At 63.9% G+C, this 20186-nt stretch carries 17 protein-coding genes; all 17 read right to left on the reverse strand.

The window, feature by feature from the left end:
• Positions 1-6 precede the first annotated feature (6 nt).
• The 17 genes from iolB to O3298_RS05420 all read right to left on the reverse strand — a co-directional run bounded on the left by iolB (position 7) and on the right by O3298_RS05420 (position 20181).
• Positions 7-801 (reverse strand): 5-deoxy-glucuronate isomerase, encoded by a 795-nt coding sequence (iolB, locus tag O3298_RS05340; protein WP_305058701.1) that lies wholly within the window; start codon positions 799-801, stop codon positions 7-9.
• On the reverse strand, positions 798-1712 hold the full coding sequence (iolE, locus tag O3298_RS05345) for a myo-inosose-2 dehydratase (RefSeq protein ID WP_305058702.1): 915 nt from the start codon (positions 1710-1712) through the stop codon (positions 798-800). Before iolE ends, iolB begins: the two co-directional genes overlap by 4 nt.
• Positions 1709-3550, reverse strand: coding sequence for a 3D-(3,5/4)-trihydroxycyclohexane-1,2-dione acylhydrolase (decyclizing) (gene iolD, locus O3298_RS05350; protein ID WP_305058703.1), 1842 nt, complete (start codon positions 3548-3550; stop codon positions 1709-1711). Before iolD ends, iolE begins: the two co-directional genes overlap by 4 nt.
• Positions 3547-5493, reverse strand: coding sequence for a 5-dehydro-2-deoxygluconokinase (iolC, locus tag O3298_RS05355; protein WP_305058704.1), 1947 nt, complete (start codon positions 5491-5493; stop codon positions 3547-3549). Before iolC ends, iolD begins: the two co-directional genes overlap by 4 nt.
• 12 nt (positions 5494-5505) lie before the next feature.
• On the reverse strand, positions 5506-6495 hold the full coding sequence (gene iolG / locus O3298_RS05360) for an inositol 2-dehydrogenase (protein WP_305058705.1): 990 nt from the start codon (positions 6493-6495) through the stop codon (positions 5506-5508).
• Positions 6496-6565: 70 nt separating this feature from the next.
• Positions 6566-7672, reverse strand: coding sequence for a porin (locus tag O3298_RS05365; protein WP_099666581.1), 1107 nt, complete (start codon positions 7670-7672; stop codon positions 6566-6568).
• 111 nt (positions 7673-7783) lie between these two features.
• Positions 7784-8617, reverse strand: coding sequence for an inositol monophosphatase (locus O3298_RS05370; protein WP_099666580.1), 834 nt, complete (start codon positions 8615-8617; stop codon positions 7784-7786).
• On the reverse strand, positions 8614-9699 hold the full coding sequence (locus tag O3298_RS05375) for an ABC transporter ATP-binding protein (RefSeq protein WP_099666579.1): 1086 nt from the start codon (positions 9697-9699) through the stop codon (positions 8614-8616). Before O3298_RS05375 ends, O3298_RS05370 begins: the two co-directional genes overlap by 4 nt.
• Positions 9696-11870 (reverse strand): iron ABC transporter permease, encoded by a 2175-nt coding sequence (locus tag O3298_RS05380; protein ID WP_289913234.1) that lies wholly within the window; start codon positions 11868-11870, stop codon positions 9696-9698. Before O3298_RS05380 ends, O3298_RS05375 begins: the two co-directional genes overlap by 4 nt.
• A gap of 83 nt (positions 11871-11953) precedes the next feature.
• Positions 11954-12973, reverse strand: a complete 1020-nt coding sequence (locus O3298_RS05385; RefSeq protein ID WP_099666577.1) for an ABC transporter substrate-binding protein — start codon at positions 12971-12973, stop codon at positions 11954-11956.
• 245 nt (positions 12974-13218) lie between these two features.
• Positions 13219-14505, reverse strand: coding sequence for an MFS transporter (locus tag O3298_RS05390; RefSeq protein ID WP_099376599.1), 1287 nt, complete (start codon positions 14503-14505; stop codon positions 13219-13221).
• 519 nt (positions 14506-15024) lie between these two features.
• Positions 15025-15348: a thioredoxin family protein gene (locus O3298_RS05395; protein ID WP_289913233.1), complete on the reverse strand. Its 324-nt coding sequence runs from the start codon at positions 15346-15348 to the stop codon at positions 15025-15027.
• Between the two features lie 18 nt (positions 15349-15366).
• Entirely contained in the window at positions 15367-16062 is a 696-nt protein-coding gene (locus O3298_RS05400; RefSeq protein ID WP_289913231.1) for a fumarylacetoacetate hydrolase family protein, read from the reverse strand.
• Positions 16063-16140: 78 nt separating this feature from the next.
• Positions 16141-17436 carry an MFS family transporter gene (locus O3298_RS05405; protein ID WP_099666574.1) on the reverse strand — a complete coding sequence of 432 codons (1296 nt, stop codon included), beginning with the start codon at positions 17434-17436 and terminating at the stop codon, positions 16141-16143.
• 152 nt (positions 17437-17588) lie between these two features.
• Positions 17589-18791 (reverse strand): 3-oxoadipyl-CoA thiolase, encoded by a 1203-nt coding sequence (gene pcaF / locus O3298_RS05410; RefSeq protein ID WP_305058706.1) that lies wholly within the window; start codon positions 18789-18791, stop codon positions 17589-17591.
• A gap of 39 nt (positions 18792-18830) precedes the next feature.
• Positions 18831-19472: a 3-oxoacid CoA-transferase subunit B gene (locus O3298_RS05415; protein WP_289903580.1), complete on the reverse strand. Its 642-nt coding sequence runs from the start codon at positions 19470-19472 to the stop codon at positions 18831-18833.
• 10 nt (positions 19473-19482) lie between these two features.
• Positions 19483-20181 carry a 3-oxoacid CoA-transferase subunit A gene (locus tag O3298_RS05420; RefSeq protein ID WP_077408447.1) on the reverse strand — a complete coding sequence of 233 codons (699 nt, stop codon included), beginning with the start codon at positions 20179-20181 and terminating at the stop codon, positions 19483-19485.
• Positions 20182-20186 lie beyond the last annotated feature (5 nt).

Genomic DNA, 20186 nt, shown 5'->3' on the forward strand with positions numbered 1-20186 from the left:
TCCTTGTTATTTCGTCATCAGCCAGTCATGGGCCGGGTCGTTTTTAAAGTGCCACACGCGTTTCGGGCCGGCCATCACGTTCAGGTAATAGCCGTCGTAGCCATACGGCACGGTGACGGGGTGGTAACCCCTGGGCACCATCACCACATCGTGGTTTTCCACGGCCATGGCTTCGTCGATGCTGCGGTCGTCCGTGTAGACGCGTTGGTACGCAAAGCCCTGCTCGGGGTTCAGGCGGTGGTAGTACGTTTCTTCCAGCGAACTTTCCAGCGGGATATTGTCGCTGTCGTGCTTGTGCGGCGGATAGCTGGACGAATGGCCGGACGGCGTGACCACCTCGACCACCAGCAAGCCATCGGCCTCGGCCGTCTGCGGCAGGATGTCGCACACATAGCGGGTATTGGCCCCCTTGCCGCGCACGGAACGCGTCATCGACTGCGGGTCGATCAGGCGCGCCGGGCGATGGGTGGTGGCCGGCGCACTGCACAGCGCCACTTCCGCGTTGCTCACGGCCGTGATGCCGACCGTGGTTTCCAGCGGCACATACACGGCGTAGGGCGAGACGTCTTCAAACACGCTCTGGCGATTGCCGATCGCTTCCCAGGTCTGCCCGCCCGCCTGCACCGTCACCGTGCCCGTCAGCACGACGAGGCACAGTTCGCGGCTACCCGTCTCCAACGTCAGCTGTTCGCCTGCCGCCAGACGGTGCGCGGCAAAGCCCACGTGCGTCCAGCCGGCCGACTCTGGCGTCACTTCGACGATGGCCGAACCGGGCCGGGCCTTGACCAGCAGCGGGCTCATGCCGCCTCCCGTTTCAATCGCGGGATGGCGTCGACCAGGCGTGCCAGGTAATCGTGGCCCATCTTGGCATACTGATAACTGGGGGCCACGGCCGGATCTTGCTCCGCTTCCACCACCAGCCAGCCCTCGTAGCCGTGCAGATACAGGCGCGTGAGGATGGCAGGAAAGTCGATGCTGCCGTCGCCCGGCACGCTGAAGGCGCCATTGATGACGGCCTGCAGGAAACTCCAGTGGCCATTTCTCGCCAGTTTCACCACGTTGGGGCGCACGTCCTTGCAATGCACGTGGCAGATGCGATCGATGTGCTTGTTCAAGACTGCCAGCGCGTCGCCGCCGGCAAAGGTGATGTGGCCCGTGTCGAACAGCAAGCCCACTTGCGGCCCCGTCAAGGCCATCAACTGGTCCACGTCGGCGGGCGTTTCCACGTAGGCGCCCATGTGATGGTGGTAGGCCAGGCGCACGCCGTGGTCGAGCAAGTGTTTCGCGAACGCCGTCAATTTGTCCGCGTACGCCTGCCATTGCTGCGGCGACTGGAAGCGCGGACGTTTATACAACGGGCGGGCTTCGCCCTGGATGGCGTCGGCCACTTCGCCGTACACCATGACGGTGGCGCCGCTGTCGGCCAGCAAGCGCAGATGCGGCCCGACGGCGGCAATTTCCTCTTCCACGGACCGGTGCGCCAGCCGTCCCGAATACCAGCCGGACACGCAGGCGAGATTGTATTTGCCCAGCACGGCGTTCAGGGCCGGGGCATCCTTGGGAAACTTGTTGCCCAGCTCAAAACCCACGTAGCCGATCTGGGCGCCTTCCTTGAGGGCTGTTTCCAGCGGCGTTTCGCCGCCCAGGCTGGGTAAATCGTCGTTCATCCACGAGATCGGGTTGATGCCGATCTTCACATTCCATGTAGTCATTTTTGTTGTCCTTGGCGGTCAAGTTCATAACGGGCGCGCGCCGCTTGCACACCGGCTTGCGTCGAGACTTCGGGCACGGCCACTTCCCACCAGCAACCGCCCTCCTCGGTCGTGCGCGTGGCGTCCGTATTGATGCAGATCAAGTAGGTGCGCGATGCGGCGCGGGCACGCAGCATCGCCTGTTCCAGCTCGGCAATGTTGGCCACGTGTTCGGAGAGCGCGCCCAGCGACCGTGCATGCAGGGCGAAGTCGATGGCGGGTGCGCTGTCGGGCAACATATTGTTGAATGACGCGTTGCCGCACGCCTGCTGCAATCGGTTGATGCAACCGTAACCCCGGTTGTCGAGCACGACGATGATGAGTTTTTTATCCAGCATGACGGAGGTGGCGATTTCCGAATTCATCATCAGATAACTGCCGTCGCCCACCATGACGATGACCTCGGCATCCGGTTTCGCCATCTTGACGCCGAGGCCGCCGGCGATTTCATAGCCCATGCACGAATAGCCGTATTCCATGTGGTAGCCGCCCGGCGTGCTGGTGCGCCACAGTTTGTGCAGTTCGGCCGGCAGCGTCCCCGCCGCGCAGACGACGATGTCGCGGGCAGTGGAGTCAGCAGAAGAGCGCTGCACGGCGCCGATGACTTCGCCGTCATACGGCAAGCCGGCCACGTCGCGCAGACCCGTAATCGTGGCTACCGTCGCACGCCAGGCTTGGCCCGCCTGCTGCGCGCGGTCCAGCCAGTGGCCCGCGCTGTTCCAATTAGGCAAGTACCGCGACAAGCCCTGCAAACCAAGTGTCGCGTCCGCCTGCACGCCCAGGCCACGGCGTTTCAGCGCATCGAAAGCGTTGACGTTCAGGCTGACCAGTTGCGCTTGCGCAAACAGGGAATTCGATCCCGTCGTAAAATCCTGCAAGCGCGTGCCCACGGCCAGCACCACGTCCGCCTGCGCTGCCAGGGCATTCGCTGCGGGCGAGCCGGTGACGCCGATGGCGCCCAGCTGCAGCGGATGGTCCCACGGCAGGGAACTTTTACCGGCCTGGGTTTCCGCCACGGGGATGCCGTGGCGCTCGGCAAACGCCTGCAAGGCGGCGCTGGCCTGGCCGTACAGCACGCCGCCGCCGGCCACGATCAGCGGCTGTTTCGCGTGTTTCAGCAAGGCGGCCGCCTCTTCCAGTTCCTGCTCGACGGGCGGCACGGCGCGGAAACGCACGGTGCGCGGCTCGAAAAAGTCGGCCGGATAGTCATACGCCATCGTCTGCACGTCTTGCGGCAGAGATAACGTGACGGGACCGCAGGCGGCCGGGTCCGTCAAGGCGGCGATGGCGCGCGGCAAGGCCGTCAGCAATTGCTCCGGATACACGATGCGGTCGAAATAGCGCGATAAAGGTTTAAAGGTATCATTCACCGACACGCTGCCATCCGTGGCGTCTTCCAGCTGCTGCAATACGGGGTCCGGCGCGCGCGAGACGAACACGTCGCCGGGCAACAGCAAGACCGGCAAGCGATTCACGTGCGCCAGCGCGGCGGCCGTCAGCAAATTGGTGGCGCCGGGGCCAATGGAACTGGTGACGGCCAGCATGCGCCGGCGCATGTGGGCTTTCGCATAGGCAATGGCAGAGTGCGCCATCGCCTGCTCGTTGTGGGCGCGGTACGTGGGGAAACTGTCCCGATATTGGTACAGCGCCTCGCCCAGGCCCGCCACATTGCCGTGGCCAAAGATGGCGAAGGCGCCGCCGAACAGGGGGATCAAGGAACCATCGCCCTCTTCCGTGCGCAAGGCGGCCAGGTAGCGGACTAAAGCCTGCGCCATGGTCAATCTGATCGTGGCGCTCATGCTGCACGCTCCAGGCGGTTGCGCGTGCGCTGCCACAGGGCAATGAGCTGCTCGAAGTTGGCGCGCACTGCGGCGATCAGGCCCGCATCGTCGAGTTCGCCCGCCAGCCAGCGGCGGCTCGGCTCCTGGAAGATGGTGCGTCCCACCATGAAGCCGCGGCACGTCGTGCTGGCACTGGCTTGCTCAAAACTGGCGGCCAGGGCGGCAATCGGCGCGTTCAAGCCCAGCAGGACGACGCCGCGGCAATACGGATCGCGCTCGTGCACGAGGGCATCGATGGCTTGCCATTGCTGGGCTGACATGCTTTCCAGCTTCCACCATTCCGGGTAAATGCCCAGGTTGTACAGCCGTTTCACCGCGCGGTACACGGTATCGTCGTGCTGCGGCAAGGACTTCGCAGGAATAATTTCCAGCAGCAACTCATGCCCCGTGATCTGCGCCGCGTCGTACAAGCCCTTGATCTGCGCTTCCTGTTCCAGGCGGTTTTCCGGCGTATCGTCGGGGTGCAACTGCACCAGGCACTTGATCACGTGTTCCTTGGGCCACTGCGTCAGGCGCGACGCCAGCGAGCGGCCCCAGTCGAATTGCAGCGGGTTCGATCCCGGCATCTCGACAGGACGGCCGATCCACCAGCCGCGCCCGGTCGCATCGTTGAGCGCATCGACGCCATAACGGTCATCGATCAGCACGCCCGTGCCGCCCTGCAAGCCACGCGCCGCTTCCGTCTGGCCCACGGCTTGCACGAACAGTTGCTTCAGCGTTGAAATCCGCGCTTCATCACTAACGCCCTGTTGCGCCAGCTCAAAGAATTGCGTGCGATGATCAAACGCGAACACGCACAGCTCGTCCCACTGCGAGCGCGCCACCGTCGTGCGGTGCAGGCGCGACAAGGTGGCGTCCTGGTCCGGTTGCGTCAGTTTCGCCGCATTGGCGAGGAAATAATCGAGCTCCACAGGCGACGGCATGGCCGGCGCGCAACCGTGGCGCGACACGACGAGGGCGCCGCAGCCATTTGCATAGCGGCAGCACGCCTCGTAATCCTCGCCGCGCAGCCAGCCTTTCAAAAAGCCCGAGAGAAACGCGTCCCCGGCGCCCAGCACGTTCAGCACTTCGACGCGCACGCCCTGATAGTTGAAAGCCACATCGAGACCGGCTGGAATGGCCGCGTCGATGACGGCGCAGCCCAGCGGCCCCCGCTTGACGACCAGCGTGGCACCGCTCACGGCCCGCACGGCGCGCAAGGACGCCATGATGTCGGCGCCACCGCCGGCGATCATGAATTCCTCTTCCGTGCCGACGATCAAGTCGAATTGCGGCAAGATCGCCTGCAGGTGGCGCGTCACGCTGTCGTTGGAAACGAAGCGCGTTTCGCCGTCCGCCTTGCCGGAGAGTCCCCACAGCACGGGCCGGTAATCGATGTCGAGCACGGTGCGCACGTTGTTGGCGCGCGCCAATTTCAGGGCCTGCGTGCTGACGGCGTGCATGGCAGCCGTCGAAAAATGCGTGCCGGTGATCAACAGCGCCTTGCTGGAAGCGATAAAGGCGGCGTCGACGGCGGATGGCTCGATGGCCATGTCGGCGCAATTTTCACGGTAGAAAATCAGGGGAAACGTGTTTTTATCCTTGATGCCCAGCATGACGAGGGCCGTCAGGCGGTCGCGGTCGATGCCGACATGGCTGACGTCGCAACCCTCTTTCGATAACGTGTCCGTCAAGAAACGCCCCATGTGGTCGTCGCCCACCTTCGACAGCATGGCGGACTTCAAGCCCAGGCGGGCCGTGCCGAAGGCGATATTCGCCGACGAGCCGCCCAGGTACTTGGCGAAACTGGTCGCGTCTTCCAGGGTGCTGCCGATCTGCTGCGCGTACAGGTCCACCGCCAGGCGGCCCAGGCAGATGACGTCCAGCGCGCGGCCCTGGGCAAATTCAGTCGTATTCTTCATGACATGCATTCCTTATGACAATTGCACGATGCGCTGTTCGCGCCATGACATGGTGGCCGCCTCGGCCAGTTCCAGTGCCTTCAAGCCATCGTGGACGGTGGTGCGCAAGGGCGCGCCATGGGCAAAGGCCTCGAAAAAGTGCGCCATTTCGCTGGCGTAGGCGGCGCGGTAGCGTTCCAGGAAAAAGTCTTCCGGCTTGTCGACGCTGACGTTCACTGAGCCATAGGCCGTCACTTCCGTCGGCTTGTGGTTGCCCGCCTGCAGCATACCCAGGCTGCCCAGCACTTCGAAGCGCTGGTCGTAGCCGTAGGCGGCGCGGCGCGAGGCATTGATCTGGCACAAACGTCCTTTCGCCGTGCGGATGGTGACGACGGCCGTGTCCAGGTCTCCCGCCGCACCGATGGCGGGGTCGACGAGGCAGCTGCCCGTGGCGTGCACGCTGACGGCTTCATCGTCGAGTATCCAGCGGAAAATGTCGAAATCGTGGATCAGCATATCCTTGAAGATGCCGCCCGATACCTGGATATAGCTGACGGGCGGCGGGCCCGGATCGCGGCTGGTGACGATAAGCAACTCAGGCGCACCGATCTCGCCCGCCGCGATGCGCTGCCTGACGGCGGCAAATGTGGGGTCGTAGCGGCGCTGGAAACCGATCATGCACAGCACGCCAGCATCCTTGACGGCAACGGCGGCGGCGCGCGCACGCTCCAGGGTCAGGTCGACGGGTTTTTCGCAAAAGATGGCCTTGCCGGCGGCCGCTGCGCGCACAATCAGGTCCGCATGCGTATCCGTGCTCGACGCGATCAGCACGGCCTTGACTTCAGGGTCGGCCAGCGCCGCTTCCACGCTGGCGACGCTGGCGCCATGCAGGGCCGCCACTTCCGCCGCCGCGCCCGCATGCACGTCGACCACGTATTTCAGGCGCACGCCAGGCTGGCGCACCAGATTGCCGGCGTGAATGCGGCCGATGCGCCCGGCGCCGAACAATGCCACTTGAATCATTTCCATCTCCTTGATAGTCGAAATAATGCCGCCCGGAAATGCACACGTGTGCAAATCCGGGCAAAAAAGGTTAAAACAGGTGGATGACGCCCAGCATCACACCGCTGAGCTTGGCCCCCTTCTTGGTGGCGGCGAAGGCATTGCCGCCAAACGTGTAGTTGGCGTTCCTGTCGTTATTCGTTTGCGTGTAATAGGCGTAGACGGTGCTGCGCTTGGACAGGTAATACTCGTAGCCCAGGGTGGCCTGCTTGGCGCCGCTGTCGTCGCCGCGCACCAGGGTGGTCGCCTTGATGGTCACGCTGCTGCCGTTGGGCGCGCTGCCGGACACGTCGCCCGCCACGCCGAACCTGCCGATGAAGGAACCGCCGCCCGCCTTGTAGGCGCCCGTGATGGTGAAGTAGTCGCGCTGCAAGTCGCCGCCGGCCACGTCATACACCATGCGGTTCCAGGCCACGCCCACGTCGCCGCCGCCGAAGTTGTAATTGCCCACGGCGCGGAACATCTTTTCGCTGAAGCCGGGACGCAAGTCCTTGTGCTTTTCATAGCCGACGGCGCCCTTGATGGGGCCGTTCACGTATTGCACGATGCCCGAATAGATGCGGTCGCCGTTCGATGCCTCGTTTTCGCTGGCGCGGTAAATCGTGGCGCTGAAGCCTTGCAGCACGGGCGTGCGGTAGCTGACGGCGTTCGAACTGCGGCGGTTGAAGCCTTCGCCGCCCAGCTGGGAGATGTTGGCGTCATCCTGGATGCCTTCGCCCACGAAACGGTTGGTGTAGCCGTTGATCTGGCGAATCGGCGTGGCAAAGCGGCCCAGCGCGATGCGGCCATAGGCGGGATTTTCCAGCCCGACAAAGGTATCCTTGCTATTGATGGCGCCCGTTCCATCGTCCAGCTTGGCATTGCCCTCGATCTGGAAGAAGGCCGTGTTGCCATTGCCCAAGTCTTCCCTTCCCCGGAAGCCGATCTTCGAGGAATTGTCCGATACGCGAGAAATGGATTCGCCATTCGGCGCCGTGGCCGAGCTTGACGTTTCGATACGGTCGAATCCCGCATGGATGCGGCCGTACACGACGACGCTCGATTCGGCCAGCACGCAGCCTGGCACGGCCAGCAAGAATACGGCGGCGATCTTGTTCAACTGCATGGTGTTCATCTCGTTTTTCATCCCGTTTTTCATTTTGTCTCCTGCTTGTTTTTATGGTGGTGGATTACTCATGATGCTCAACAGTGTGTTGCCACTCCGCGCGTCCCTCGCCGGACGCCTGTCCTCCCTTTCAATAAAATGTGCTCAGGCACAGCGCGGCAAGGCCAGCGCCGCCAGTTGCGGATACAGGCGGGGGCCGCCCACCAGGATGGGATTGCCCTTTTCCAGGCCGTTATCGGCCAGGAAATCATTGCAGCGCCCGCCCGCCTCGTTGACGAGCACGATACCGGCCAGGCAATCCCAGGAATTGATGTGCGGCTCGAAATAACCGATCAGGCGTCCGGCCGCCACATAGGCGATCATCAGCGCGCCGGAACCGTTGCGGATGAACATGCCACCCTCTTCCAGCACATCGAGCAGGAACGGTAAAAAGGTATCGGTGCCCACGCGGTGCGAAAAGCCCACGCCCAGCACGCCGCCCTGCAGGCTGGCCACGTCGTTGACGCGCAGCCGCGTTTCGCCGGCCTTCGCCGCCACGTAGGCGCCCTGCCCCTGGCAGGCGTGGAACAGCTCGTCCGCATTCGGGTCGTACACGGCGCCGATGGCCGGCTTGCCGTCGACCAGCACGCCAATCGACACGCACCAGGCCAGCATACCGTTGACGAAGCAGGCCGTGCCGTCGATGGGATCGATGACCCACACGCAGCGCGCGTCCGACGCCCCGCCGCCGCGCTCCTCGCCCACCACGGCGTCGTCAGGAAAACGCGCGGCGATTTGCGCGCGCACATAGTCTTCCACCATGCGATCGGCGATACTGACCATGTCCTGCAAGCCTTTTTCCTCGATCACCAGTTCCGTGCGGCGGTGAAACATGCCCAGCGCAATCTCGCCCGCCTGGCGGATGATGTGCCGGGCGTAGGCATAGCGCTCCAGGGTAGCCGCGTCGGCCAGTACCGCTGCCTGTGTCATATCTGTCATGCTTGTCCTCCAATGATGGCTGCGCCATGTTCGTGTACGGTCATGGCGACCGATGTGCCTTGCGTGAAAACCTGGCTCAAGTCGTGCGAGACGGCAAACAGTTCGCCGACCGGCGTGTCGAGCGTGTATTGCATTTCGCGTCCCAGGTAAGTGGCGCGCGCCACGCGCACCACCATGGCGCTGTCGGGCTGCGCGGGCGACAGCAGGATTGCTTCCGGACGCACGGCGAAACTCGCTTCGCCGCTGCGCTGGCTGCGGCATGGCAGACGCAGCCGCAACTTGCCCATGACGCAGGTGGCCTTGCCGTCGGCCACCGCTTCGATCACGCCATCGACGATGTTGGCGTTACAGATGAAGTCGGCGACGAATTTGTCGGCCGGCGATTCGAACAGCTCGTGCGGCGTGCCCTTTTGCGCGATCACTTGCCGGTTCATCACGATGATCTGGTCGGAAATGGCCAGCGCCTCTTCCTGGTCATGCGTGACATACACGGCCGTCAAGCCCAGCTTGACCTGGATGTCGCGGATCTCGTCGCGCACGCGGCGGCGCAGTTTCGTGTCGAGGTTCGACAGCGGCTCGTCCAGCAGCAGCACCTTGGGCTGCAGCACCAGCGAACGGGCCACGGCCACGCGCTGCTGCTGGCCGCCCGACAACTCGTTCGGGAAGCGCGCGGCAAAGTCGGCCAGGCCCACTAGGCGCAAGCTTTCCTGCGCCCGTTCCACGGCGCGCGGCTTGGTTTCACCGGACACGATGAGGCCGTAGCACACGTTGTCGAGCACCGTCATGTGCGGAAACAGGGCGTAGGACTGGAACACCATGCTGACGTCGCGCTCGGCGGCCGAGGTCAAGGTGACGTCCTCGCCGGCGAGCAGGATGCGTCCGGCGCTGACGCGTTCCAGGCCGGCGATCAGGCGCAGGGTCGAGGTCTTGCCGCAGCCGCTGGGACCCAGCAAGGTGACCATGGTGCGCGGCGCGATGGTGAACGAGACGTCGTTCACGGCCAGGGCCTTGCCGTAGCGCTTGGTGACGCCGTCGAATTCCAGCGCGGCAAGCTCTGTTGCTTGGGTAGTAAAGTGGTTCATGCGTAGCTCTTTTCCAGGTTGGGAACGGCGGCCGGCAGCGTTTTTTCGGCGCTGACGCGGCGAAGGCGGCGCTTGCCGACCAGCAGGTGGATCAATTGGATGCACAGCAGGATGACGACGATCAAGACCGTGGCGTAGGCAATCGCCGTGCCGTAGTTGCCGTTCGACACCAGGCCGATGATGTAGGACGTGGCCATGTCATAGTCGGCGCTGACGAGGAAGACGACAGCCGAGATCGACGTGATCGAGCGCACGAAGCCATACACGAGGGCCGAGGCAATGGCCGGGCGCAACAGCGGCAGGATGACCTTGCGCATGGTGGTCCAGCTGCTGGCGCCCAGGGTGATCGAGGCCTCGTCCAGGCTGCCGTCGAGCTGGCGCATGGCGGCGATGCCCGTACGCAATCCCATCGGCATGTTGCGGAAGACAAAGCACAGGATCAAAATCGTGGCCGTGCCCGTCAACTCGATGGGCGCCGAGTTGAACGCCAGAATGTAGCTGATGCCGATGACGGTGCCGGGAATGGCAAAGCTGAGCATGGTGCCGAACTCGAACGCGCTTTTCAGGGCGAATTGCTGGCGTACCAGCAGCCAGGCCGAGAGGATGCCGACAAAGGCCGTCAAGGGCGCGGCGATGGCCGAAATCGTCAAGGTGGTGAACAGCGACGGCCAGGCCTGGCCCGTCCAGTGCCAGCCGGAAGCGCCCGCCGTGATGCCGAAGGCGTCGATGTAGTGGCGCAAGGTGAAGGCATTGTCCTGGCCCCAGTTATTCACGAAGCCGCCCGCCACTACCGTGCCGTAGATCAGGGCCGTAAAGGCGAACCATGGCAGGGCGATGGTCCACAGCGTGGTTTTCAGGCGCGGGTTGAGCGAGGCGTGGCCGCCGTGGTCGGCCTTGCCCGTCACCGTCACATACGATTTCTTGCCCAGCCACAAGTTCTGGATGAAGAAGGCGCCCACGGCAAAGGTCAGCAGCACGATGGCCAGGGTGGCGGCACGGCCCTGGTCGTTCGAGGCGCCCACCACGGAAAAGAAGATTTCCGTCGACAGCACGTGGAAATTGCCGCCCAGCACCATCGGGTTGCCGAAGTCGGCCATGCTTTCGATAAAGCACAGCAAAAAGGCATTGGCGATGCCGGGACGCATCAAGGGCAGCGACACCTTGACGAAGGTTTGCCAGCTGCTGGCGCCCAGGGTGCCCGACGCTTCTTCCAGCGAAGGGCTGACGCCCTCCACCACACCAATTAATGTCATAAAGGCGATCGGCGCAAAGGCCAGCATCTGCGACAGCCACACGCCCGTCATGCCGTACAGCCAGCGGCTCTGCTCGATACCGAACAGGTCGCCGACGAGGCCCGTGATGGCGCCGTTGCGACCGAACAGCAGGATCAGGGCCAGGCCCAGCACGAAGGGCGGCGTGACGATGGGGAGTATCGTAATGGCGCGCATCGGGCGTACCCAGCGGCCATTGGTGCGCGTCACCAAGAGGGCGAACACGAGACCGAGGAAGGTGGCCGACACGCCCGTCAGCAGCGCCAGCGCCAGGGTATTCCAGGCCACGCCGCAGCGGCCGGGACCGGACACGCAATTGAGGCTCCAGATGCCGGGGTCCGCCAGGCGGCGCGCCAGGGCCGCGGCACCCGTGCCGCCATCATCCATGGGCTGGCCGGCGCTGACGAGGATCAGCGCGACGGGGAACAGCACGAACAGGGAGATCAGGCAAATAATGAGGCCGATGGCGCCGGCGACGAAGGCGTCGCCGCGGCAGACGCCGCAGGCTGCGGCGCCCGAGGTGAGGAGGAACAGCAGGCACAGCGCCAGCAGCAGCGCGCCAAAGCCCAGGCCCGTGCTGGCGGCCAGCGGCCCCCAGCCCAGCCATGCCAGCCACAGCAAGCCGGCGCCGCCGATGGCGATCTGGCCCAGGCCCAGGGTCTTGCGCGGCACATTGCCGGCCACCAGCGCGGCGCTGGCGGCGATCAGGGCGAAGAACACGCTCAGCGGCCAGGCGCCGAACGACAGCAGGTGCAGCACGGCCGGTGCGCCACGGTCACTGAAGAACTGGCCGTCGCGCAACCATTCGCCGGCAAACAATCCCGCTTCCTGTTGCTGCCAGGGCAACAGGCACAACGCTGCCAGGGCGGCCAGCAGCCAGCCGTAAAATATCTTTTTCATGAGGTCTCTATCCAGCTAAGTAGACCCGCCGGCATGGCCATTGCGGCATGCGGCAGGTTCGGTACGATGACAGTCTTTACGCCTTAATTGCCGGCAGAATAAATCTGCGTCGTCCAGCGCTGTAATAAGCGCTTGCGCGTGTCCGAGGCGCCATACTTGGCGAAGTCGTAGTTGATGGTCTTGATGTTTTCCAGGCGGGGCGAGGCGGCGGGAATGGTGGCGGCCACATTGGACGGGATCTGGAACGCCAGCGCTTTCACGGCTTCGCTCTGCACGTCGGGACGCAGGGCGAATTCATAGAATTTCTTTGCCTGCTCCATGTTTTTCGCGCCCTTGACGATGCTCATCGAGCCGATCTCGTAACCCGTGCCTTCGCAGGGCGGCAAGACTTTCACGGGGAAACCGGCCACGGTGAGCTTCATCAGGTCATGCATGAAACCGATGGCCACGCCCGCTTCGCCGCGGCCCACGTCCTCGCCGGGCGCCACGCCCGCGTTCGGATACTTGCTGACGTTCTGGCCCATTTTCGCCAGGAAATCGAAGGCTTCCTCTTCGCCGAACAGCTGCACCACGGTGGCCAGCGCGTTGTAGGCAGCGCCCGAGGAGTTCGGGTTGGCCATCTCGATCTCGCCCTTGTAGGCGGGCTTGACGAGGTCTTTCCAGCATTGCGGCGGCGGCAGGTTTTTCTTCTTCAGCACGTTTTCGTTGTAGGCCAGGCCCAGGATGCCGATGTAGATGCCGACGGTGCGGTATTTGGCCGTCTCGGCCTGCTTGAGCGCCCACGGCTGCAGCTTGGGCAGGGTGGGCGACTTGTATTCTTCCGTATAGCCTTCGGCGGCCGCTTGCAGGTGCGGGTCGCCCGTGCCGCCCCACCAGATGTCCGATTTCGGGTTCGACGCTTCGGCGCGGATCTTCGCGTAGGCCTCGCCGGCGCTCTTCCTGATCATCGATACCTTGATCTTGCTTTCCGCCTCGAAGCGGTTCTTCATCAGCTGGCACCACTCCATGTCGGCCGAACACAGCACGGACAGGCGTTCCTCGGCGGCCATGGCCGTCATCGGCAGGGCCAGGCTTATAGCAATCGCAACATTGCGCATCTTCATCGTCTCACTCCAAGTTTGTTGTCGTTGTGGTACTTCAGACCGCACCGCTATCTTGCGGTGTCACTGTCCAGGGATGTGCTTTTTCAAGACTTGCACTGCATTGCACACGTGTGCACACCTTACCACCAGCCGATTTTGACTGTCAACAAGAATCTCGGCAGGCGGGCGGCGTGGTGTTTTACCGACAAAAAAAGCCGCCAGCGTTGCAGCTGGCGGCTTTCGGGACCGCTGGGGTCAGAGGGGTGTTACTGCCAGGCTTCCTTGCCCTCGCGTGGCTTGCCTACCATCAGCAGCGCGCCCAGGGTCAGCACGGCTGCCAGCGACAGGTAATAGCCCACGTACTGCAAGCCATAGTTCGTGGCCAGCCAGGTGGCGATGTACGGCGCCAGCGAGGCGCCCAGGATGCCGGCCAGGTTGAACGTCAGCGACGCGCCCGTGTAGCGCACTTCGGGCGGGAACAGTTCGGACAACATCGTGCCCAGCGGTCCGTAGGTCATGCCCATCAGGCCCAGGCCGACGGCCATGAAGACCGTCACTTCCCACGTCACGCCCGAACCGAACATGGGCGCGAGCACCAGGCCGAAGATGGCAATGGCGACGGAGACCCAGATCAGGGTGGCGCGGCGGCCGCGGCGGTCGGCCAGCACGGCCGAGAATGGAATCGTCAGGGCGAAGAACAGCACGGCAAACAGCTGCACGACGAGGAATTCCTTGCGCGTGAAACCCAGCTTGGTCGTACCCCAGCTCAGCGCGAACACCGTCATCAGGTAGAACAGCACGAAAGTGGCCAGGGCGATGATGGTGCCCAGGAACAACATGCGGCCATGCTGGCGGAACACGGTGGCCACCGGCAGTTTGACGACCTCGTTCTTGTCGATGACTTTCTGGAAGTCCGGCGTTTCCGTGATCTTCAGACGCACGTACAGGCCGACAATGACCAGCAGCGCGCTGGCGAGGAACGGGATGCGCCAGCCGTAGCTGAAGAATTGCTCATCGGTCATGGTTTCGCTCAGCAGCAGGAAGATGCCGCCCGACAGGAAGAAGCCGATCGGCGCGCCCAGCTGCGGGAACATGCCGTACCAGGCGCGCTTGCCCGGTGGCGCGTTTTCCGTGGCCAGCAGTACCGCGCCGCCCCACTCGCCGCCCAGGCCCAGGCCCTGGCCGAAACGGCACAGCGCCAGCAGCAGCGGCGCCAGGGTGCCGATGGCGGCATACGTCGGCAGCAAGCCGATGATGACGGTGGAGATACCCATGGTCAGCAAGGCGGCCACGAGGGTCGCCTTGCGGCCGATGCGGTCGCCGAAGTGGCCGAACACGGCCGAACCGATGGGACGGGCGAAGAAGGCGATGGCGAACGTGGCCAGCGACTGCAGCACGGCGGCCGACGGGTCGCCGGCGGGGAAGAACAGTTTCGGAAACACCAGCACGGCGGCGGTGGCGTAGATATAAAAGTCAAAGAACTCGATGGTGGTGCCGATCAGGCTGGCGAACAGCACCGTGCCGGGGGAATTTTTCTTGGGGGGGGTGCTCATTTACTGCGCTCCTTGGGGAGGGTGTCTAAAGGCCATTCTCTGGATGTTTTTTCAGGCAGCAGCACAGCACGTTGTCTAGGCGCGCGGTTCACATATCATAGCCGTGCGCGGACGTATTTGCTGTGAATTTGCTATTAAATTCGCAAACAAATTCCACGCAGCAACACGCCGTTGTTAACGGCAGACAACGGTGAACAAACGCGCGCTATCGCGCTGCGATCAGTGCTGATTTAGAGAAACAACGGTCGTGCGCCATCCGGTTACCCGGGGCACGGCAGGAAAGGCGTCAGGGGATGGGCGACGTGTATCAGGCCCGGCGTATCGCCAGGCATTCCGTACCAGACCCGCGCGTCGGCATCGCGGCATCGGTCATTTGTGGTGAATCCTTGCCTGCGGCCCCTCCGGGTGGAGCGGGCCGGCGATGATCGCGCCTGCATCACGAAGGATGCGGTTGATCTTGCTGTAAGCGGCTTATGATACGCGCAGTGGTGCGGTGCGGCAAGAAATGATGGAAACCGCCTACGCGTCGATCAGGGCGAACGCCTTGGCGATCTCCGCGCTGTCGAGCGGGCGCACGAGGCGCGCCACTTCCTGGCCATCCTTGAGGAAAATCAAGGTCGGCCACAGTTTCACCCGGAAGTAACGTCCCAGGGCGCGGCCGGGGCCGTCTTCCACGCGCAGGTGCGGCACCTCGGGGTGCTGTGCAAAGGCGGCAGCCAGCGGCGCCTGGGTGGCGCGGCAGTGGCCGCACCAGCCCGTGCCAAATTCCAGCAGGGCCGGCCCCGCCAGGGCGTCGATCCCGGCCCGCGTGGGTTGCGCCACAGCATACGTGTCATTCATCATGCCAGTCTCCTTGACAACTTAGACCACTTTCACGCGCAAGGTCTCCAGGCCATCGATGGCCCCCACCAGCTCGTCGCCGCGCTGCACGGCCGCCACGCCGGCCGGCGTGCCCGTGTAGATCAGATCGCCGGGCTGCAAGGTAAAGTAGGTCGACAGGTCGGCGATGGTTTCCGCCACATTCCAGATCAGCATGTCGATGCTGCTGCCCTGGCGCAACTCGCCATTCACGTGCAGGGTGATGGCGGCATGGCTGACGTCGCCCGCCTGCGCGGCCGGGGTGATGGAACCGATGGGCGCCGAGTGCTCGAACGCCTTGCCCGTCTCCCACGGACGGCCCTGCTTTTTCGCCGCGCCCTGCACGTCGCGGCGCGTCATGTCCAGGCCGATCGCATAGCCCCACACGTGATCCAGCGCATCGGCCACGCCGATATCGCTGCCGCCCTTGCCGATGGCCACCACCAGTTCCATCTCGTGTTGGAAATCCTGCGTCTGCGCCGGATACGGCAACTCGCCCGTCGTGCCGGCAGGCACGGGCAGCACGGCGTCGGCAGGTTTCATGAAGAAAAACGGCGCCTCGCGGCCCGTGTGGCCCATTTCCTGGGCATGGTCGACATAGTTGCGGCCCACGCAATAGATGCGGTGAACGGGAAAAGTATCAACGCTGCCGCTGACGGGAACGCTGGGCTGGATGGCTGCGGCAATGACATACGACATGGAAACTCCTGTTCGGCACGATAAAAAGGCGGTGATGAAAAAGGGGACACCGCAGTGTCCCCTTATTTTACGGCAAGCTTACTTCAGCAGTCCCGAGCGGCTCGGGTCCGGCATGCGGATGGCCACGATGAAGGAAATCAGGCACATGATGGTCACGTACCAATAGAAATACTCTTCCACGTGCCAGGCCTTGAACTGCAGCGCCACGTATTCGGCCGAACCGCCGAACATGGCGTTGGCGACCGCATACGACAGGCCCACGCCCAGCGCGCGCACTTCGACGGGGAACATTTCCGCCTTGATCAAACCGCTGATCGACGTATAGAAGCTGATGATGGCCAGCGCGATGATGATCAGGCCAAACGCCGCGTACGGGCTGGTGATGTCTTTCAAGGCATGCATGATCGGCAACACGCACAGGGTGGCCAGGCCGCCGAAGAACAGCATCGAGGTGCGGCGGCCGATGCGGTCCGACAAGGCGCCGAACACGGGCTGCAAAATCATGTAGACGAGCAAGGCGCACGTCATGACAGCGCTGGCCGTCTTGGTATCCATGCCGGCCGTGTTGACCAGGTATTTCTGCATGTAGGTGGTAAACGTGTAGAACACGAGCGAGCCGCCGGCCGTAAAGCCGAGCACGGTGATGAAAGCGCGCTTGTGCTTGAGCAAGCCGCGCAAGCTGCCAGCGTCCTTGTCCTTGCGCTCGCTGGCGGTGGTCGTTTCCGTCAGGGATTTACGCAGGTTCAGCGACACGAGGGCCGCCAGGGCGCCGAAGACGAACGGGATGCGCCAGCCCCAGGCACGCAATTCTTCCAGGGTCAGCAATTGCTGCAAGACCACCAGCACCAGCAAGGCCAGCAACTGGCCGCCGATCAGGGTCACGTACTGGAACGAGGCGAAGAAACCGCGCTTGCCCGATTCCGACACTTCGCTCATGTAAGTGGCGCTGGTACCGTATTCGCCGCCCACGGACAAGCCCTGGAACAGGCGCGCCACCAGCAGCAGGAACGGGGCGAAAGCGCCGATGGTTTCATACGTAGGCAGCACGGCGATCATCAGCGAGCCGCCGCACATCATCAGCACGGAAATCATCATCGACTGGCGGCGGCCGTATTTGTCGGCGATGCGGCCGAACAGCCAGCCGCCCACGGGACGCATGAGGAAGCCGGCGGCAAAGATGCCGGCCGTCTGCAGCAGCTGCGTCGTCGGGTTACCGGAAGGGAAGAAGGCGTGCGAGAAGTACAGCGCGCAGAACGAGTAAATATAGAAGTCGAACCATTCGACCAGGTTACCGGAGGAAGCGCCAATGATGGCCTTGATGCGCTGCTGGGATGTCAGCTGCGCAACGTCATGCGGAGTATCGTGGGATGTCATATCAGTCTTCTTGTTCGTGTGAAAAAGCCAACGCCAGCCGGGTTGCCCAGGCTGGTTTTGCATCATACGCCCTTGATCAGGGTCAAAAAGCCGGCCGGCATACGCGTTAATACGTATCGCCGGCAACTTTTTTCACCTGCGGGCGGGCGGAATCAGACCCGTTCCAGCACCAGCGCGATGCCCTGGCCCACGCCGATGCACATGGTGCACAAGGCATAGCGCCCGCCCGTGCGGTGCAGCTGGTTGACGGCCGTCATGGCCAGGCGCGCGCCCGACGCGCCCAGCGGGTGGCCCAGGGCGATGGCGCCGCCATTCGGGTTCACGCGCGGGTCGTCGTCGGGTAAACCCAGCTGGCGCAGCACGGCCAGGCCCTGGGCGGCGAATGCTTCGTTCAATTCGATGACGTCGAAGTCGGCCATGGTCAAGCCCGTCATGGCCAGCACTTTCAGGGTGGCGGGCGCGGGCCCGATGCCCATGATGCGGGGCGCCACGCCGGCCGTCGCCATGGCCACGACCCGCGCGCGGGGTGTCAGGCCAAAGCGGGCCGCGTTGGCTTCGTCGGCCAGCAGCAGGGCCGCCGCGCCATCGTTGACGCCGGACGCGTTGCCGGCCGTGATCGTGCCGTCCGCGCGCACGACGGGTTTCAATTTGGCCAGGGTATCCAGCGTGGTGGCGCGTGGATGCTCGTCGCGGGCAACGATGACAGGGTCGCCCTTCTTCTGGGCGATGCTGACGGGGCAGATTTCACTGTCGAACACGCCCGCCTGCTGCGCCGCCAGCGCTTTCACCTGGCTGGCCAGGGCGAACGCATCCTGATCAAGACGGCTGATGCCGAAGTCCGACGCTACGTTTTCCGCCGTTTCCGGCATCGAATCGACGCCGTACTGCGCCTTCATCAAGGGATTGATGAAGCGCCAGCCGATGGTCGTGTCTTCCATTTTCATGCCGCGCGAAAAGGCGCTGTCCGCCTTGCCCATGACAAACGGCGCGCGGCTCATGCTTTCCACGCCGCCGGCGATCAGCAAGCCCGCTTCGCCGCTCTTGATGAAGCGGGCGGCGCTGCCGATGGCGTCCAGGCCCGAGCCGCACAGGCGGTTCAGGGTGGCGCCCGGCACGCTGTCGGGCAAGCCCGCCAGCAGGGCCGCCATGCGCGCCACGTTGCGGTTGTCCTCGCCCGCCTGGTTGGCGCAGCCGTACAGCACGTCGGTGACGGCGTTCCAGTCCACATTCGGGTTGCGCGCCATCAAGGCGCGGATGGGCACAGCGCCCAGGTCGTCGGCGCGCACGCCGGCAAGTCCTCCGCCATAGCGGCCAAACGGCGTGCGCTGCGCGTCGCAAATGTAAGCATGGGTCATGTTCTTTCCTCCAAGAAAGTGTATTGAATGGGCGGTGAATTAACGTCCGTCCGCCAGCGGCACGGCCGTCAACGCTTGCAACTGCTCGAAACTCAAGCCATCCACCAGTTCGACGACCGTGGCGCCGGCGGGCGACAGGTCGAGCACGGCCAGGTCGCTGTAGATGCGGCTGACGCAGGCGATGCCCGTCAGCGGATACGTGCATGCCTGCACCAGCTTGCTTTCACCCGTCTTGGTCAGCAATTCCATCATGACCCAGGTTTTTTTCGCGCCGATGGCCAGGTCCATGGCCCCGCCCACGGCGGGAATGGCGTCGGACGCGCCCGTGTGCCAATTGGCCAGGTCGCCCGTGGCGGAGACTTGAAACGCGCCCAGCACGCAGATGTCCAGGTGGCCGCCGCGCATCATGGCGAAGCTGTCGGCGTGGTGGAAGTAACTGCCGCCCGCCAGCAGGGTGACGGGCTGCTTGCCCGCATTGATCAGGTCGTAGTCTTCTTCGCCCGGCGCGGGCGCGGGGCCCATGCCGATCACGCCGTTTTCGCTGTGCAAGATGATGTCCGCGCCGGCCGGCAAGTGGTTCGCCACCAGGGTCGGCAAGCCGATGCCCAGGTTGACGACATTGCCTTCATGGATGTCCGCCGCCACGCGGGCCGCCATTTGATCTCGATTCCATTTATTCACTTGATATTCCTCAGGCAGCTTTGAAGCCGGCGGGGCCGGTGGCCGTGCGCGGCACTTGCACCAGGCGCTGCACGAACAGGCCCGGCGTGATGACGTGCTCGGGATCGATGCTGCCCAGCTCGGCAACTTCATGCACGGAAGCAATGCTGACTTTCGCGGCCATGGCCATGATGGGGCCGAAGTTGCGCGCCGTCTTGCGGTAAGTCAGGTTGCCCCAGCGGTCGCCCTGCTCCGCCTTGATCAGGGCGAAGTCGGCGTGGATCGGCGACTCGAACACATACATGCGGCCGTCGATCTCGCGCGTTTCCTTGCCCTTCGCCAAATCCGTACCGTAACCCGTGGGCGTGAAAAAGCCGCCGATGCCGGCGCCGGCGGCGCGGATGCGCTCGGCCAGATTGCCCTGCGGCACCAGCTCCAGCTCCAGCTTGCCCGCGCGGTACAGCGCGTCGAACACGTGGGAATCGGCCTGACGGGGGAACGAGCAGATGATCTTGCGCACTTGCCCGTTTTTCAGCAGGGCGGCCAGGCCCGTGTCGCCATTGCCCGCATTGTTGTTGACGATGACGAGGTCGCGCGCGCCCTGAGCAATCAAGCCGTCGATCAGCTCGGCCGGCTGGCCCGCGCCGCCGAAGCCGCCAATCATGACGGTGGCGCCATCGTGGATATCGGCCAGCGCATCAAGCACGCTGGAACGCAGTTTGTCGATCATTGCCT

The organism is Janthinobacterium sp. SUN137 (genome assembly GCF_030587265.1).
In the GTDB taxonomy this organism is placed as follows: Bacteria; Pseudomonadota; Gammaproteobacteria; order Burkholderiales; family Burkholderiaceae_D; genus Janthinobacterium; species Janthinobacterium kumbetense.